The sequence below is a fragment of the Flavobacterium sp. ACN2 genome, assembly GCF_002303885.1.
GTDB lineage: Bacteria > Bacteroidota > Bacteroidia > Flavobacteriales > Flavobacteriaceae > Flavobacterium.
The window spans coordinates 217,770-234,386 of the sequence record NZ_MRCM01000004.1; the positions used below are offsets into that span (position 1 = coordinate 217,770).

Annotated in this window: 14 protein-coding genes; 5 read left to right on the forward strand and 9 right to left on the reverse strand. The window is 33.5% G+C overall.

The features are described 5' to 3' along the window. Positions 1–138: 138 nt before the first annotated feature. The 8 genes from BSF41_RS06545 to BSF41_RS06580 all read right to left on the reverse strand — a co-directional run bounded on the left by BSF41_RS06545 (position 139) and on the right by BSF41_RS06580 (position 7,620). A complete protein-coding gene (locus tag BSF41_RS06545) occupies positions 139–879 on the reverse strand; it encodes a DUF2490 domain-containing protein (RefSeq protein ID WP_253251770.1) in 741 nt (246 codons plus the stop codon). 146 nt (positions 880–1,025) lie between these two features. After that, complete coding sequence (locus tag BSF41_RS06550) at positions 1,026–3,572, reverse strand: TonB-dependent receptor (protein ID WP_095928710.1); 2,547 nt, start codon at positions 3,570–3,572, stop codon at positions 1,026–1,028. A gap of 251 nt (positions 3,573–3,823) precedes the next feature. Next, on the reverse strand, positions 3,824–4,237 hold the full coding sequence (locus BSF41_RS06555; protein ID WP_012023964.1) for an Rrf2 family transcriptional regulator: 414 nt from the start codon (positions 4,235–4,237) through the stop codon (positions 3,824–3,826). A gap of 93 nt (positions 4,238–4,330) precedes the next feature. After that, complete coding sequence (locus tag BSF41_RS06560) at positions 4,331–5,170, reverse strand: YgcG family protein (RefSeq protein ID WP_095928711.1); 840 nt, start codon at positions 5,168–5,170, stop codon at positions 4,331–4,333. 3 nt (positions 5,171–5,173) lie between these two features. Continuing rightward, positions 5,174–5,611, reverse strand: a complete 438-nt coding sequence (locus BSF41_RS06565) for a TPM domain-containing protein (protein WP_095928712.1) — start codon at positions 5,609–5,611, stop codon at positions 5,174–5,176. Between the two features lie 31 nt (positions 5,612–5,642). Next, a complete protein-coding gene (locus BSF41_RS06570; protein ID WP_095928713.1) occupies positions 5,643–6,227 on the reverse strand; it encodes a LemA family protein in 585 nt (194 codons plus the stop codon). Positions 6,228–6,261: 34 nt separating this feature from the next. Then, positions 6,262–6,594, reverse strand: a complete 333-nt coding sequence (locus BSF41_RS06575; protein ID WP_026730479.1) for a MerR family transcriptional regulator — start codon at positions 6,592–6,594, stop codon at positions 6,262–6,264. A gap of 48 nt (positions 6,595–6,642) precedes the next feature. After that, entirely contained in the window at positions 6,643–7,620 is a 978-nt protein-coding gene (locus BSF41_RS06580) for a M23 family metallopeptidase (RefSeq protein ID WP_095928714.1), read from the reverse strand. Positions 7,621–7,896: 276 nt separating this feature from the next. Between BSF41_RS06580 and alaS the strand changes: the two genes are divergently transcribed. Both alaS and BSF41_RS06590 read left to right on the forward strand, forming a co-directional pair. Then, on the forward strand, positions 7,897–10,536 hold the full coding sequence (gene alaS / locus BSF41_RS06585) for an alanine--tRNA ligase (protein WP_095928715.1): 2,640 nt from the start codon (positions 7,897–7,899) through the stop codon (positions 10,534–10,536). A 186-nt stretch (positions 10,537–10,722) separates the two neighbouring features. Continuing rightward, the gene (locus tag BSF41_RS06590; protein ID WP_095928716.1) at positions 10,723–11,100 is read left to right on the forward strand and encodes a GxxExxY protein; all 378 of its coding nucleotides are present in this window, start codon (positions 10,723–10,725) and stop codon (positions 11,098–11,100) included. Between the two features lie 96 nt (positions 11,101–11,196). Here BSF41_RS06590 and BSF41_RS06595 read toward each other — a convergent pair whose 3' ends face one another. Continuing rightward, the gene (locus tag BSF41_RS06595) at positions 11,197–12,942 is read right to left on the reverse strand and encodes an ABC transporter ATP-binding protein (protein ID WP_095928717.1); all 1,746 of its coding nucleotides are present in this window, start codon (positions 12,940–12,942) and stop codon (positions 11,197–11,199) included. Positions 12,943–13,299: 357 nt separating this feature from the next. Here BSF41_RS06595 and BSF41_RS06600 point away from each other — a divergent pair, with 357 nt between their 5' ends. The 3 genes from BSF41_RS06600 to BSF41_RS06610 all read left to right on the forward strand — a co-directional run bounded on the left by BSF41_RS06600 (position 13,300) and on the right by BSF41_RS06610 (position 16,571). Then, a complete protein-coding gene (locus BSF41_RS06600; RefSeq protein WP_095928718.1) occupies positions 13,300–14,049 on the forward strand; it encodes a hypothetical protein in 750 nt (249 codons plus the stop codon). 194 nt (positions 14,050–14,243) lie between these two features. Then, complete coding sequence (locus BSF41_RS06605; protein WP_095928719.1) at positions 14,244–15,200, forward strand: GSCFA domain-containing protein; 957 nt, start codon at positions 14,244–14,246, stop codon at positions 15,198–15,200. A gap of 138 nt (positions 15,201–15,338) precedes the next feature. Further along, positions 15,339–16,571, forward strand: coding sequence for a glycosyltransferase (locus BSF41_RS06610; RefSeq protein WP_095928720.1), 1,233 nt, complete (start codon positions 15,339–15,341; stop codon positions 16,569–16,571). The last annotated feature ends 46 nt before the right edge of the window (positions 16,572–16,617 follow it).

Genomic DNA, 16,617 nt, shown 5'->3' on the forward strand with positions numbered 1-16,617 from the left:
AAAACCGAAAATCAAATTTTTGATTTTCGGTTTTTTTATTAGAAAATCTAAAATCTAAAATCTAAAATCTAAAATCTAAAATCTAAAATCTAAAATCTAAAATCTAAAATCTAAAATCTAAAATCTAAAATCTAAAATCTAAAATTTCCGATTAATTCTATGGTAAACCGTGAATCGGATAATATCACGATCGTAAAAATCTACACCGCTGGCGCGTCTTTGAAAGTTCTTTAAATAACCCAGCTCCAAACCAAGATTTGGATTGAAATGATAACGTAAAGCAACGTAAAAACGGTTTTGATCGAAAGTATTTCTACGATTATCTTTTCCGAAATTGAATAACACTTCGTCAGAAATAGTTCCTTTTATGCTTCTTCCTTCTTTTTCCCAAAGGGTAAACATAGATTGTAATCGGTATCTAAATCGGTAAGCAAATGAGAATTCGTCTAAAAGTCCATTTTTATCTGCTTTTTGAATGAATCGTTCTTCGAGCTGAAAGCGATTATGAAAAGTTATTTTGGCAATATCATTAATTAAAGTAAGATCTTGCTGTGCACGATATTCGGGAACAGAATAATCAGGGTCAAGGTTTGGGTTTTGAGTATTGACGCTAAAAAAAGCAAATCCAGCACCAAAATCCATCATATTAGTCGCTCTGTAACGAGCTTGAGACCGTATAACGAAAAGATTTTCGTGAACAGGGTTTACAAAGCTTCGATTATCAAATTCAGAATGAATAGCCCATTTTTCGGATAACGGAAAAATATTATAGTATCGAATCCAGGTCAAAGTCTGCTGGTCGATATTTCTTTGATTTTGCCCAGTAATTAGCTGGCAAAGAAAGATTATGGTAAAAAGTAATCTAAAAGATCTGTTCAAAAACTATAAATTCAGGCTGCGAATTTATACAAATGATCTTATTTCCGTCTATTTTAAAATTTGATTTGAAAGTTATTTTGTGAAATAAAAAAAAGGGACACATTTTAAAATGTATCCCTTTTTAATACTAAAACTAACTAACCATCTTACAGTGAATACTTGAATGTAACTCCGTAAGTTCTTTGATCACCAAGAACTCCAGCATATTGACCTGAGTTACCACCTGCAGGCAATAATTGCTCGTAGTAATCTTTATTGAAAAGGTTTCTTCCCCAAATCTGAATAGATAAACCTTGCGAAGCACGGAAACCTAAACGAGCATTAAAGATTGCATAACCTTGTACGACTAAATATTTTGAAGCCGAAGGACTTGAAGAAAATTCAGAACGAGCATATCCGTCAGCGGCGAAGAAAATTTTTCCAGCATTACCAAAGAATTTTGCTTTATCCGAAAGTTCACCTCCAAGAGAACCTGCCCATCTTGAAGCTCCTGGCAATTCAGTTCCAGAAACATCTTTGAAGGCAACTGGCGCTCCAGTTTCTTCTAACGGAAGTGGCGCATTAGTAAACTTCACATATTTACCATCTGTATAAGTTGCCGCTCCATTAATTGTTACATGCGAATTGATAACAAAACTTGCATCCAATTCTGCACCTCTTACACGTACTTTATCTGCATTGGCAAGATATCCACGGTTTACACCCAATTCAGCTGCCTGAACGTTAGTTTGGAAATCTTTGATATCAGTATTAAAGAACGTTAAATTGAAAATTGAGTTTTTAAACGGAGATGTTTTTACTCCAATTTCATAATGATTTACCTTTTCTGGCTTAACCACTGCAAGGTCTGTCATTGGCTGTCCTGCTGCGTTTGTTGGAAGACCTGCTACGTTAACTCCAACTGGCTTGTAACTTTTTGCATAAGTTGCATAAGCATTGATTTTGTCTGATGCTTTATAAGTAAGCGTTAAGTTTCCAGAAAAGTCTGTATTGTCAGTATCTGAGTCAAATGCCTGATCAGAGTAAACCGATTTTTTCAAAGCCAATAAGGCAGGATCTGTAGTTTGAAGTCCTCCATAAGTTTTACGAGAATAACTTGCATCTTTTTTATCAAAATTATATCTCAAACCAGGTAAAATGTGGAATTTCTCTGTAACAGCCCAATCAAGCTGTCCGAATACTGCAGCACTAGAAGCTCTAATTCTTGCGTCAGTTTTAATTCCGTATCCTTCAAAAAGACCTGGAGTTTTCCATAATGGACTAGTTGTACTTTGAGAGAATCTCCATTGTGCATTTCCTGATTCTTCTGTACCATCTGTCTGAGAGGTCTGATCGATAAAGAATACTCCTGCAACACCACTAATTTTTGAAGTTAATTGTCCAGCATAACGAACTTCTTGTGTAATCTGAGTTTGTCTTGTTGGGTTTTGAGATTTAGCTAAAACTTGTAATCCTGTAAAATCTCTATCGTTTGACGGATCCCAGTTCCAGAAACGCCATGCAGTTGTAGAAGTTAGAGTTCCGCCTCCAATTTTTGTATCAATGTTTAAAGAAACACCTCCTAAATCTTGTCCAGAACGCCAAGGTGTATCGTGATCTATTTTACGGTCAAAAGCATTTAAACTTGGCAATTGATAATTTAAATCTTTAATAATAGCATCAAACTGACGGTATGCAGCCCTTTGAGTAGGGGCAACACCAGCAACAACCTGCGCATATCCGTCAGGACGCTGTGTTGTTAAATCTCCTGCAAAAGTAATGTTTGTATTTTCAGTAGGAGTCCATAATAATTGTCCTCTAAAACCTTGATTGTTCAAAGTATTGGTTGGTCTTCCTGTCGCAATGTTATCAATTAAACCATCACGTTGTGTACCTGAGAAAGATAAACGACCAGCGACTTTTTTTCCTAATGCTCCAGTGATAGAAGCTTTAGCTTGTAAAAAGGCATAATTTCCGTAACTCAATTCAAAATCGGCACCAGTTGTAAAACTTGGTTTGCGAGATGTAATATTAAAAGCTCCAGAAGTTGTGTTTTTTCCGAATAAAGAACCTTGTGGACCACGTAATACCTCGATTTGTTCTACATCGATAAAATCTAAAGTAGTTGCTGCAGGACGAGCATAATAAACACCGTCTACGTAGAAACCAACTCCAGGATCGATACCATCGTTGGTAAGTCCGAATGGTGAACCTAAACTTCTAATGTTGATTCCAGTATTTCTTGGATTAGAAGAATATAATTGTACAGAAGGAACCAATTCTTTAATACGGTTTACGTTGAAAGCTCCTGCTGCTTCTGCTTGTTTTCCTGTAACTACAGAAACGGCAATAGGTACGTCTTGTACTTTTTCAATTCTTCTTCTTGAAGAAACTACAACCTCAACAAGTTTGTTTTCTTCGCGTAAAGTCACCAATAATGGTGAAGCAGGGATAGCTGTAATTTCAAGCTCAGCAGTATTATAACCAATGTATTGAACGAGGATTGTAAGTGGTAATTTTCCTTGTGATTCTATCGAAAATCTTCCCTCAGAATCTGTAATCGCGCTAAAAGTGGTTCCTTTAATTACCACATTGGCTGCTTCTAAAGGAATATTTTGATCTGTTGTAACAACCCCGTCAATTTTTTGTGCGAATGAGATTGAGAATGTTAAAACTGCAAGAATTGTAAGTATATTTTTTATAGATGTCTTCATTTTTTATATTAAGTATATATGATTAGTAGAATTTAAAATTAAATTTTTTTTACCAACACATACACATCATAGATGAAGCAGTATTCACAGTTGTGAAATTATAATTATGTTTTTTTTGCAAAAGATTTTGTCCACCTGATTTACTAGAATGTACTTTCATGAGTTAAAATTTTGTAAATGATTAGTTAATTATTTTTGGCAAATATATATAATTAATTCTATCGATTTACTAGACTTTAGAAAATATTTTTTTATTTTTTTACCAATGAGGCGATTGTGATGCCTTCCATAGCCTTTAAAGTTTTATCTCTAATTAGCATTAAACCGTGACGAAGACTGCATTCAGACTCGGTTTTACAATCAGAGCAAGGCTCGTAAAAATTTAAAGAAGCGCATGGCAAAAGGGCAATTGCACCGTCAAATAATCGGTGAATTTCTGCCAAAGTGATATCATTTTTGGATTTAATTAGATAGTATCCGCCAAATTTTCCCTGCTTACTGCTTACAAAACGGCCGCGTTTTAGATCTAATAAAATCTGCTCTAAAAACTTTTTAGGAATGTTAGCGCCATCAGCGATTTCTACAGTTCTAGAAATGTGATTTTCGTCTTGTTCTGCTAAATAAAGTAAGGCCTTAAGGGCGTATTTTGCTTTATGTGATAACATCTATTAATAAATTGTAAAATGTAAATGTATGATTTTTTAAGATTGAAACCTAAACTTGAAACCTGAAACGAGGAAAATTAGAACCAGAATAAATTACCAGCCTCCGCTAGATCCGCCGCCAGAGAAACCTCCACCGCCAAATCCGCCTCCGAAGCCACCGCCTCCGCCAAAACCACCGCCAGATGATCCGCCGCCGAAGCCTCCAAATCCGCCTCCTCCGCCACTTCTTCCAAGATTACTCAGAATAATAACATCGAGCAGGCTAGGGCCTCCGCCGCCATTGTTGCCAGAATTTCCTCCTCCGCCTCTTTTATTTCGAGCGAGTAAGATTAAAACAATTACAACAATTACAATAAAAGGCAGAATAGGAAAATCTTGTCCTTTTGCTTGTTTGCGTTCGCCTTTGTATTTTCCTTTAAAAACATCAATAATAGCATCAGTTCCTTTATCAAGACCGTTGTAGAAGCTTCCTGCTTTAAACTCAGGTATAATAATATTTCTGATAATTGTTCCGCCAATACCTGCCGTTAAACGATCTTCAAGACCATATCCAGGATTGATGGCAATTTTTTTTTCATTTTTAGCTAAAAGAATGACCACTCCATTATCATCTTCTTTAGTTCCTCCAATTCCCCATGTTTGCCCCCATTTAGTTGCTAATTGGCTTACATCTTCTCCTTTTAAACTCTCAATTGTAATTACTACGATTTGAGTAGTGGTAGAATCAGAGTAACGAATTAGTTTTTCTTCTAATTGTGCCTTTTCTGTAGAACTTAAAATGTTAGCGTAATCGTAAACAGAAGTCTGGAAACTTGGTTTGGGTGGAATCTCAAATTGCGCAAAAATAGCATTGCTGATAAATAATGCGATAAACAAAAAAGTAATCTGAAAAATTCTATTGGAATTTGGGATTTTAATTTTGGAATTTTTCATTATTTATCCTTTTGAGATTTCGTTAGATAGTTCGTTTACATCATCTTCCTGAGACGGAAAATATTTTTTGAGCTGTTCTCCGGCATTCAAAATACCGTCAACAATTCCTTGTTTAAAATTGCCGGATTTAAAATGATTCACCATAATGTCTTTGGTACAATCCCAAAAATCGTTAGCTACGACATCATTAATTCCTTTGTCTCCACAAATCACAAAGTTTTTATCTTCAACTGCAAAATAGAGTAATACTCCATTTTTCAATCTGGTTTCATCCATTCGTAATTCATGAAAAACTTCTAAAGCCCGATCAAAATGGACTTTAGAAGTTGTTTTTTCTATATGTACTCTAATTTCGCCAGAAGTATTGTTTTCGGCCACGCGAATTGCTTCAACAATTTCATGCTCTTCTTCTTTGGTTAAAAAATCTTCTACTTTTGACATGAAAATGATTTTAGAGTTTAGATTGTAGATTTTAGAATTTTACTTCAACAGGTTTATCAGCTCCAGTAGAGGCTTCAAAGTATGGTTTTTCTTTGTATTCGCTCAAGAACCAGTTGTTTGGAATCTTTAAAACGTATCCGTTGTAAACTTGTACAGCTTCATTAAAACGAGTTCTAGCAGTTAAAATTTGGTTTTCAGTACTTGCTAATTCGTCTTGTAATTTTAAGAAATTCTCGTTTGCTTTTAAAGTTGGATACTGCTCAACAGATACCAATAATCTTGATAATGATGAACTTACGCCACTTTGAGCTTGGTTAAATGCTGCTAATTGTTCTGGTGTAACATTGCTAGGATCGATAGTTACCGATGTAGCTTTGGCACGAGCTTCAATTACTGCTGTCAAAGTTCCTTTTTCAAAGTCAGCAGCACCTTTTACAGTGTTTACTAAATTCCCGATAAGATCATTACGTCTTTGGTAAGCCGTTTGAACATTTCCCCATTCTTTATTAACAGCCTGACTGTGTTGCAAAGCAGTATTTTTAATACCAATCGACCAAAATGCGATAATAGCAATAAGTGCTACAATAATTCCTACAGGGATTAACCACTTTTTCATATTTGTTTTGATTTAAGTTTATTTCTATTTTTAATTACAATTCGTTTTTGATGTCGTTCAGCTGCGTTTTTATCGACTCTAATTTACGTATTATTTCGAATTTATCTAACGTTTTCTTCTGACCCTCTTTTAAGTGTATTTTGGCACCTTCAAGAGTAAAACCTCTTTCCTTTACTAAATGATAGATCAATTGAAGGTTGGTAACATCTTCTGGAGTGAACATTCTATTTCCCTTTGCATTTTTTTTAGGTTTTAGAATGTCAAATTCGCTGTCCCAAAATCGTATCAAAGAGGCATTGACATTAAAAGCTTTGGCAACTTCGCCAATACTGTAATATCTCTTGTCTTTAGAAAGTTCAATATGCATGATTTGTTTTTTTCTATTTTATTTCAAAAATACTATTTTTTCGTGATATTAATCTAATGATTGGTTTTCTTGGTTTGCCATTTGCGAAATCGCCACATATTCTACAGCCGAAATATTTCCGTAATAGAAATTCAGCGGATTTACGACTTTTCCGTCTTTATGCACTTCATAATGACAATGCGGACCTTCAGATCTACCCGTACTTCCAACGAAACCAATCACATCGCCTCGTTTCACTCTTTGCCCCGGACGGCAGTTGTATTTACTTAAATGCGCATATAAACTTTCATATCCAAAACCGTGCCTGATCACGATGTGGTTTCCGTATCCCGAAGCTGTATTGTCAGCTCTTTCTACAACACCGTCACCTGTTGCATAAATGGGAGCTCCAGTATTGGCGGTAAAATCCATTCCGTTATGCATTTTTCTCACTTTCGTGAAAGGGTCAATTCGGTATCCAAAACCTGACGCGACACGTTTTAAATTTTCATTTCGAACTGGCTGAATGGCAGGAATCGCTAACAATAAATTTTCTTTAGCTCCAGCTAATTTTAAAATATCATCTAAAGATTTAGACTGAATGGCCAACTGCTTCGATAGTTTGTCGACTCTTTTGGTTGCATTTAAAACCAATTGAGAATTATTATATCCTTCTAGCGCTTTGTATCTGTCAGAACTTCTAAAACCAGCTTTCCTGATCGAATCTGGAATTTCAGCTTTGTTAAAATATACACGGTAAATATTATTGTCACGTTCTTCTAATGCATCTGCGGCAGCGTCGATTTCGTCCAATTTTTTATTTAAAATGGCATATTGCAGTTTTAAATTTTCAATTTCACGGGCTTGTAAACGATCTTTTGGGGTTTCAAAATAAGGCGTGTTTATTAAAAGTACAAAAACTAAAAAACCAAACAGTGCCGATGCCAGTAAAAACAGGAATGCGTAACCAATTTTTATTCTTTTTCTGGTTTTTATTTTCGTATAAGCCAGATTTTCTGAGTCGTAATAATATTTTACTTTCGCCATATTTTAAAATACGCTATTTTTGCACCTTGTAAAATGAGTTAGTCGAACGAAACTGCGAAATGTTTCAGTTGTTCGACACTTTTTTACAAGGATTAATGATTAGATATTGGGGCTATTTTATCATTAGATAATGCGCAAAATAGGTAATTTATTGTTTAAATTATAAGTTTTTTCAATACATTATAAAAAACTTAACGCATCATCAAATGAATAAATTAGCTAATTATCTAATTTTCAAATTGACACATTAAAACAGACACATTTTCTAATTAAAATATGAAATCACAAGACGTACGTAAACAATTTTTAGATTTTTTTGAGAGTAAAGGGCATACTATTGTTCCTTCAGCTCCTATTGTACTTAAAGACGATCCAACCTTAATGTTCAACAACTCGGGAATGGCCCAGTTTAAAGAATTTTTCTTAGGAAACGGAACTCCAAAAAGTCCAAGAATAGCCGATACGCAAAAATGTCTTCGTGTTTCAGGAAAACATAATGACCTTGAAGAGGTTGGTATTGATACCTACCACCACACTATGTTTGAAATGTTAGGAAACTGGTCTTTTGGTGACTACTTTAAAAAAGAAGCAATCAACTGGGCTTGGGAATTATTGACAGAAGTGTACAAAATCCCAAAAGAAAATCTTTATGTTTCTGTTTTTGAAGGAAGTAAAGAAGATAATGTTCCATTTGACCAAGAAGCTTGGGATATTTGGAAAACATTAATCGACGAGGATAGAATTATTCTTGGAAATAAAAAAGATAATTTTTGGGAAATGGGTGACCAAGGGCCATGCGGACCTTGTTCTGAAATTCACGTTGATTTACGTTCTGCAGAAGAAAAAGCTTTAGTTTCTGGAAAAAGTTTAGTGAACAACGATCATCCGCAAGTTGTTGAAATCTGGAACAATGTATTCATGGAATTCAACCGTAAAGCAGATGGTTCATTGGAAAAACTTCCTGCACAGCACGTTGATACTGGAATGGGATTTGAGCGTTTGTGTATGGCTTTGCAAGGAAAAACATCAAACTATGATACTGATGTTTTCATGCCTTTAATTAGAGAAATCGAAACCATTACTGGAGCAAAATATACAACTAATGATGTAACAGACATTAGTGAAGAACAAAATAAAATGAATATTGCTATTCGTGTAGTTGCAGATCACGTTCGTGCGGTAGCATTTGCTATTGCTGATGGACAATTGCCTTCTAACACGGGTGCAGGATATGTAATTCGTAGAATTTTACGTCGTGCTATTCGTTACGGATTTACTTTCTTAGGAACAAAAGAGCCATTTATTTTTAAATTGGTTGAAACTTTAAGCGAGCAAATGGGAGATTCTTTCCCAGAAATCAGAACACAGAAAGCACTTTGTTCGAATGTTATTCGTGAAGAAGAAAACTCTTTCTTAAGAACATTAGATCAGGGATTAATTCTTTTGGATGCTGTAATCTTAAATAATGCAGGAGATACAATCGACGGTAAAAAAGCTTTTGAATTGTATGATACTTATGGTTTTCCAATCGATTTAACGGCTTTGATTCTTTCAGAAAAAGGATTGAAATTAGACGAAAAAGGATTCCAAGAGCAATTACAATTACAAAAAGAAAGATCTCGTGCAGCTTCTAAAGTAACTGCAGGTGACTGGAATGTAATTGTTGAAGATGAAATTCAGGAATTTGTTGGTTATGACAGATTATCACAACAAGTTAAGATTACGAAGTACCGTAGAGTTGAAAGTGCAAAGGATGGAGAAATTTTCCAATTAGTTTTCAATGCTACTCCATTTTATGGAGAAAGTGGAGGACAAACTGGAGATAAAGGATATTTAGAAGCGCAAAACGGAGATATCATTTATATCATCGACACTAAAAAAGAAAACAACCAAACGATACATTTGGCAAAATCACTGCCGGAGAATCTAACTGGAACTTTTAATGCTGTTGTTGATGCTATTCAAAGAGCTAAAACTTCTTCAAATCACTCTGCTACGCACTTGTTGCACCAAGGTTTACGTAAGATTTTAGGAACGCATATCGAGCAAAAAGGGTCGATGGTAAGAAATGCTTCATTGCGTTTTGACTTTTCTCATTTTGCTAAAGTTACAGATGAGGAATTATTAGAGGTTGAAAACTTTGTAAATGCAAGAATTCGTGAGAGTTTGCCATTAATCGAGAAAAGAGCGATTCCAAAAGATCAAGCTCTTGAAGATGGTGCAATTGCTTTGTTTGGTGAAAAATATGGTGATTTAGTTCGTACTATTAAATTCGGAGATTCTGTCGAATTATGCGGAGGAACGCACGTTGCCAATACATCTGATATCTGGCACTTTAAAATTGTTTCTGAAGGAGCTGTTGCTGCTGGAATTAGAAGAATTGAAGCGATTACAAGTGAAGCTGCAAAAGAATATTTTGAGTCTCAAGCAATTTCTTTCGGAGAAATTAAAGAAGTGCTAAAAAATGCTCCAGATCCTGTAAAAGCGATCCAAGCATTACAAGACGAAAATGCGCAATTGAAAAAACAATTGGAAGTTTTATTGAAAGATAAAGCTAAAAATATGAAAGCTGATTTGGCTAAAGAATTACAAGAAATCAACGGAGTTCAATTCTTAGCAAAACAAGTAGATTTAAACCCAGAAGGTGCAAAAGATTTAGCTTACGAATTAGGTGGTTCTTATAACAACTTATTTGTAGTTTTAGCAACTGCTCACGAAGGAAAACCAATGTTAACTTGCTATGTTTCTAAAGAAATTGTAGCAGAGAAAAACTTAAATGCAGGACAAGTAGTTCGTGAATTAGGTAAATACATCCAAGGTGGAGGAGGAGGTCAGCCTTTCTTCGCGACGGCAGGAGGTAAAAATGTTGATGGAATTGGGGAAGCGCTTGCTAAAGCTGTGGATTTTGTGAAGTAAGTTTTTTTTAATCTCGCAAAGACGCAGAGTCGCAAAGTTTAATTTTTAAGCTTTGCGACTTTTTTTTAAGTAATTTAATCTTTAAGATTTTTTTGCTAAGTTGAAGGTATTTTAATCTCGCAAAGTCGCAGAGAAGCAAAGTTTTTGAATTTTATTTTTGTAAGTTTATACTTTAATTTTGTAAAAATGAATGAGAATGAAATTTCGGCTGTTGTAGTTGATGTTTGCTATAAAATACATGTCAAATTAGGACCAGGATTATTGGAATCAGTTTATGAAGCAATTTTGTTTCATGAATTAACAAAGAGAGGATTAAGTGTAGAGAGACAAAAAACGTTGCCTGTTATTTGGGATCAAATAAATCTGGATATTGGATTTAGAGCAGATTTAATTGTTGAAAATAAAGTAATTCTAGAGATTAAATCTATCGAACAAGTGACAGATGTACATGCAAAACAAGTTCTCACATATCTCAAAATAACAAAAATGAAATTAGGTTTACTAATTAACTTTAACGTACCAATTATCAAATTTGGAATAAAAAGAGTAGTTTCAAATCTTTAGTATAAAACACTTAAAAACTTAAATAAAAAACAGAGTCACAAAGCTTTAAAAAAAACTTTGCGACTCTGCGACTTTGCGAGATTCTTTACCCACCAACTATTTTCTCTCGCCAATTTGCTGGCGCCACATAGCATAATAAAGCCCTTTTTCCACAATTAAATCTTCGTGTTTACCTTGCTCAATAATTTTACCTTGTTCCAAAACAAAAATCCTGTCTGCGTGCATTACAGTTGATAAACGGTGTGCAATTAAAACTGTAATTCTATTTTTATCTGAGATATTTCGGATCGTATCGTTAATTTCTTCCTCGGTAATTGAATCTAAAGCAGAAGTCGCCTCATCAAAAATTAATAAATTCGGATTTCTTAAAATTGCTCTTGCAATAGATAGACGTTGTTTTTCACCACCAGAAACTTTAATTCCGCCTTCTCCGATTGTAGTATTTAAACCATCTTCGGCGCGTCTCAGAAGTTTGTCACAGCTTGCGCGTTTTAAAGCATCGTATAATTCTTCGTCGGTTGCATTTGGTTTAACGAATAATAAATTCTCGCGAATTGTTCCAGAGAATAATTGTGCATCTTGAGTTACGAAACCAAGCTGTTTTCTTAAATCTAGTAAATCAATTTCGGTTGAATCAATATCATTATATAAAACCTGACCTTCTTCTGGAGTATACAATCCGACTAATAATTTTACTAAAGTTGTTTTTCCAGATCCCGATGGGCCTACAAAAGCAACGGTCTGACCTTGTTTGATTTCGAAATTGATATTTTCAACTGCTTTAAATTTGGCAGTTTTATGCTGAAAACTCACATTTTCGAAAAGCAGCTTCTGAATTGCACCAATGTGTATTGGAGTTTTTGGGCGGAATTCTTTTGGGGCATTCAATAAGTTTTTGAAATTCTCCATCGAAACTTTTGTTTCATTCAAAGCAATGATAAAGTTTCCTAACTCCTGCAAAGGGCCAAAAATAAAGAAGGTGAAGAATACCATTGTCAATAAATCTCCAACGATAATTTTTCCTCCAAATAAGAAATAATACAAAGCAAAAACAACACAAGTTCTCAAGAAATGAACAGTTGTTCCTTGAATAAAACTTAAACTTCTAATAAATCTTATTTTTTGTAACTCTAGTTGAAGAATCTTAAAAGTATTTAAGTTTAAACGTTTTTCTTCCTGATAGGTTAAGCCAAGACTCTTTACTAATTCGATATTTCGTAAACTTTCGGTTGTAGAACCTGCCAATGCATTGGTTTGATTGACAATTTTTCGAGAAACAATTTTGATCTTTTTTCCTAAATACAAACTTACCAAAGCAATAATTGGAGCAGTAATTAAAAAGATAATTGAAATTCTCATATCAATTCGGGCTACATAAACGATTACGAAAATGAAACCAATAATAGTTTGGAAAATTAGAGAAATAGAAAGTGTAATTAGTTTTTCAGAGTCAATTCTAACCTTTGTCAATTTGCTTAAAGTTTCACCGCTTCGTTGATCCTCAAATTCGGCGTAAGGAAGATCTAGAGACTTTTTGATTCCGTCGGTATACATTTGCGCACCGGTTCTCTGAATTACCACATTGGTAAAATAATCCTGAAAGTTTTTGGTAATTCTGGAAATCATGGCAGCACCAAGTGAAAGCCCAAGCCAAAAAGCTAAAGATTTTATAAATCCGATTTCATTTCCTTTGTATTTTGCCAGACCGACACCGCAGTCCTGCATTAATTTTCCTGTAATTACAGAGTCAGATAAACTGAAACAAATGTTGATAGTAGCCATTATCAAAGCAAAAAACAGGAGCATTTTATGTTTGATAATGTAGGTATATAATAATTTCATATAAGATTTTAAAAAAAATGGAAGATGCAAAAATAAGGAATTGTTTTAGTTTGTGAAGTTCATTTTTGTTATTAAAAATGTAATTTTTTTACAGGTGAATCTACTGATGGAGTTTTTAAAGTTTTTTTATGTGGTTCAATTTTTTTTACTCAAAAACAATAGAAGTCATAAAAGAGGTATTGTGTTTTAAGATGCAAGTCTTTTAGAACGTTTTCTTACCAAGTGATCCTTTATGTTGTTTGTTATTAGTGTTGTAATAATTTTTAATTGTAAAATATGCTTCGATGAGGAATCCCGTAAGGTTTTGATTTTTGATTATACTAGGTTTGCACTAATAAGAATTTTAACCAAATCAACATGAAAAAATTATTATGCCTTTTTGGTGCTTTAGCACTAGTTTTAACATCGTGTTCAAGCGATGATTCGTCAAGTTCTTCAGATCTTGTTTTGCTTAAAAAAACTGTTATAACAAATCCAGATGGTGATAAAGCTACCATTAATTATAAGTACGACGGTAACAAAATAGTAAGTGTAACAGATGATACTGGATTTTTCAATCTGCATTATACTTATACAGGAGATTTAATTACAAAAATTGATTTCAAACTTCCTAATGGAAAATCAGAACAAGTAAATACTTTTACATACACTAATGATGGAAAGCTATCAAATTTTGTAAGAGTTGAATATGAAAGTGAGGACGGAGAAGCAGTATTAAGAGGATATAAGGAAGTTTATACGTATAATACAGATGGTACAATTTCAGTGAAAGGATATTCTGGAGATGATGTTTCCCAAACTATTCCTTCAGGAACAGCTACAATTAAATTTGTAAATGGTGAAGTAAGCGAAATTATAAGCACTAACTCACCAAATCATAAATATACTTATGATAATAAAAACAATGCAACTAAAAATATTTTAGGAATGGATAAAATCGCATTTGTTGATGGAGAAGGAAATGGGGTTAAATTCAATATTTTAACAGATACAGCAAATGGTGATTTATGGTCAAACAGCACTTTTACCTATAATGATCAAGGATACCCAACTAAAGAAGTTAATACAGGATCTGATAGTTTAGGAACTACTGAATATTTTTATTAATATTTGAAGTTTTTTAAAATTACTAAAGCCAGAAGCATTTGTATCTGGCTTTCTTAATTTTAAAAGGATAACTTTAGATTATGCAGGAACCATAATAGTTTTTAAATGTTTTAAATTTACCAGCCAAATACTTTTTGTATTTGGCTTTTTTTATTGGTCAAAATTGGTGAAATTCGTGTCTAAATTTAGAAATTATGCAATTCAGAACACAAATACCAATTTCAAAAAGTAATTCGCCAATCGATTATAATTCGAAAATACTTTCTATTGGTTCTTGTTTTGCAGAGAATATGGCGGAGAAATTCGATTATTTTAAATTTCAGAATGAGACTAATCCGTTTGGAATTATATTTAATTCAGTCTCTATAGAAAAATTATTTGAACGCATTTGTAAAGAACAATGGTTTGAAGAAAAAGATGTTTTCTTTCATAACGAACGCTGGCATTCCTTTGACGTGCATTCTGATTTAAGTAATGCCGACCGGCAAGAATTGCTTGAAACTTTAAACAAAGCGATTTTAGAAACGAATAAACAATTAAAAGAAGCAACTCATATTATTATCACTTTTGGAACTTCATGGATTTATAGAAATCTAGAAAAAGATGAAGTTGTTGCCAATTGTCACAAAGTACCTCAAAAACAATTTTCGAAAGAATTATTATCGGTTGAAGTGATTCATAAAAACATTCAAAATACAATCGATTTAATTCAGTCTTTAAATCCAAGCATCAATTTCATTTTTACGATTTCTCCAGTACGACACATAAAAGATGGTTTCGTAGAAAATCAATTAAGCAAATCTCATTTATTTACAGCTTTGCATTTTGTATTGAAGACTGAACACTTAAAACTTAACACTGAATACTTTCCCTCGTACGAAATTATGATGGACGAACTTCGCGATTATCGTTTTTATAATGAAGATATGTTGCATCCCAACCAAATTGCGATCGATTATATCTGGAAGCTTTTCAGCGAAAATTACATTTCTCCGGAAAGTTTAACAACAATGCAGCAAGTTGATGAAATTCAGAAAAGTCTTCGCCACAGAAGCTTTAATCCAGAATCTGAGCAACATAAGAAATTCCTCGCTAAACTTCATAGACAAATAGAAATTATGGGGCAAAAATATTCGCACATAACTTTTTAATTTCAAATTAGTTTAAATAGGCTTTTTTCTTACATTTTTATATATTTGCTTTTGTGAAAGATTTAAAAAATCATGTTTGGTATGTAATTCAAACTGAATGATAAAAAAATAAAAAAAAAAAAGCTTAATTATTTAGAAATGAATTCTTTAAAATCAAAACTAGGACTACCCCGTATTATTTATATTGGAAAAGACGAGCCAGAATTAAAAACAGCACAACTCTTTGATTATGAATCATATGATTTAAGTGTTTTGTATTTAAAGGATGATAAAGATATTAATGAACATATCGTTTCATTCAATCCTGACTGCATTATTACTACTGGTGCCTCTTCCCAAGTTTATCCTAATCTAATGCTTTTGCCAATAGATATAAGAAGAAGATGGCTGAATTTACCTGATTCTAAACCAGATGAAATTGGTGAAATGGCTTATCGTTGTGCGATGAATTATATATTATCATATGAAACTGATGATTTGATTTCCTTCTTTACCCCAGTTTACAATACAGGCGAAACACTTTTACGTACTTATGAATCGGTAAAAAATCAAACCTATATTAATTGGGAATGGGTCATAGTTAACGATTCTAATGATGATGGAAAAACTTTAAAAATTGCCGAAGAATTGGCTGCAAATGATGCGCGTATTAAAGTATATGACTTTAAGAGAAAATCTGGAGGATTGATTGGTGAAGTAAAATACCGTGCTGCCTGTATGTGTAATGGCGCTTATTTAGCAGAATTGGATCATGATGATTATTTATTGCCAGATTGCGCATTTAATCTTGTAGAAGCATTTAAAAAATATCCGGAAGTTGGATTTGTATATTCTGATTGCGCAGAGGTCGATCAAAACTGGAATTCATTGACGTATTCAGACGGATTTGCTTTTGGATACGGAAAGTATGAAACCCAATTTGTGATGGGAAAATTAATGAAGGTTTACATTTCTATGAATATTAACCCCAAAACAATACGTCATATTGTTGGAGTACCCAATCATATTCGGGTTTGGAAAAAATCAGTATATCATCAAATAGGAGGGCATAACAGAAGATTATCTATTGCAGATGATTATGAATTAATGGTAAGAACCTTTTTAGCAACCAAACTATTGAGAATACCAAAAATAGGCTATTTGCAGTTTATTTACGCTGATGAAAATGCTGCAAATACACACAACACAGCTCGTGCAGATATTCAGCGAAGAGTTAGGACAATTGCGGCTTTTTATAATGAAAAAATAAAACAGCGTTTTGAAGAACTGGGCGTGAGAGACTGGGCTTATGAAGGAAATCCACAAAATCCACTACTAACCGAAAGCAAATTTGGAAAAGAAGAAAGTTATGTAAATCTTATTGATGATTAATGTACTCTGATGATTTTTAGGGTATAAAAAAAATCATTTATTTTCA

Excerpts from the sequence above, each read along its gene's own strand:
- BSF41_RS06550 (WP_095928710.1), bottom strand. The coding sequence starts at position 3,572 with ATGAAGACATCTATAAAAAATATACTTACAATTCTTGCAGTTTTAACA.
- BSF41_RS06555 (WP_012023964.1), bottom strand. The coding sequence starts at position 4,237 with ATGTTATCACATAAAGCAAAATACGCCCTTAAGGCCTTACTTTATTTA.
- BSF41_RS06560 (WP_095928711.1), bottom strand. The coding sequence starts at position 5,170 with ATGAAAAATTCCAAAATTAAAATCCCAAATTCCAATAGAATTTTTCAG.
- BSF41_RS06565 (WP_095928712.1), bottom strand. The coding sequence starts at position 5,611 with ATGTCAAAAGTAGAAGATTTTTTAACCAAAGAAGAAGAGCATGAAATT.
- BSF41_RS06570 (WP_095928713.1), bottom strand. The coding sequence starts at position 6,227 with ATGAAAAAGTGGTTAATCCCTGTAGGAATTATTGTAGCACTTATTGCT.
- BSF41_RS06575 (WP_026730479.1), bottom strand. The coding sequence starts at position 6,594 with ATGCATATTGAACTTTCTAAAGACAAGAGATATTACAGTATTGGCGAA.
- BSF41_RS06580 (WP_095928714.1), bottom strand. The coding sequence starts at position 7,620 with ATGGCGAAAGTAAAATATTATTACGACTCAGAAAATCTGGCTTATACG.
- alaS (WP_095928715.1), top strand. The coding sequence starts at position 7,897 with ATGAAATCACAAGACGTACGTAAACAATTTTTAGATTTTTTTGAGAGT.
- BSF41_RS06590 (WP_095928716.1), top strand. The coding sequence starts at position 10,723 with ATGAATGAGAATGAAATTTCGGCTGTTGTAGTTGATGTTTGCTATAAA.
- BSF41_RS06595 (WP_095928717.1), bottom strand. The coding sequence starts at position 12,942 with ATGAAATTATTATATACCTACATTATCAAACATAAAATGCTCCTGTTT.
- BSF41_RS06600 (WP_095928718.1), top strand. The coding sequence starts at position 13,300 with ATGAAAAAATTATTATGCCTTTTTGGTGCTTTAGCACTAGTTTTAACA.
- BSF41_RS06605 (WP_095928719.1), top strand. The coding sequence starts at position 14,244 with ATGCAATTCAGAACACAAATACCAATTTCAAAAAGTAATTCGCCAATC.
- BSF41_RS06610 (WP_095928720.1), top strand. The coding sequence starts at position 15,339 with ATGAATTCTTTAAAATCAAAACTAGGACTACCCCGTATTATTTATATT.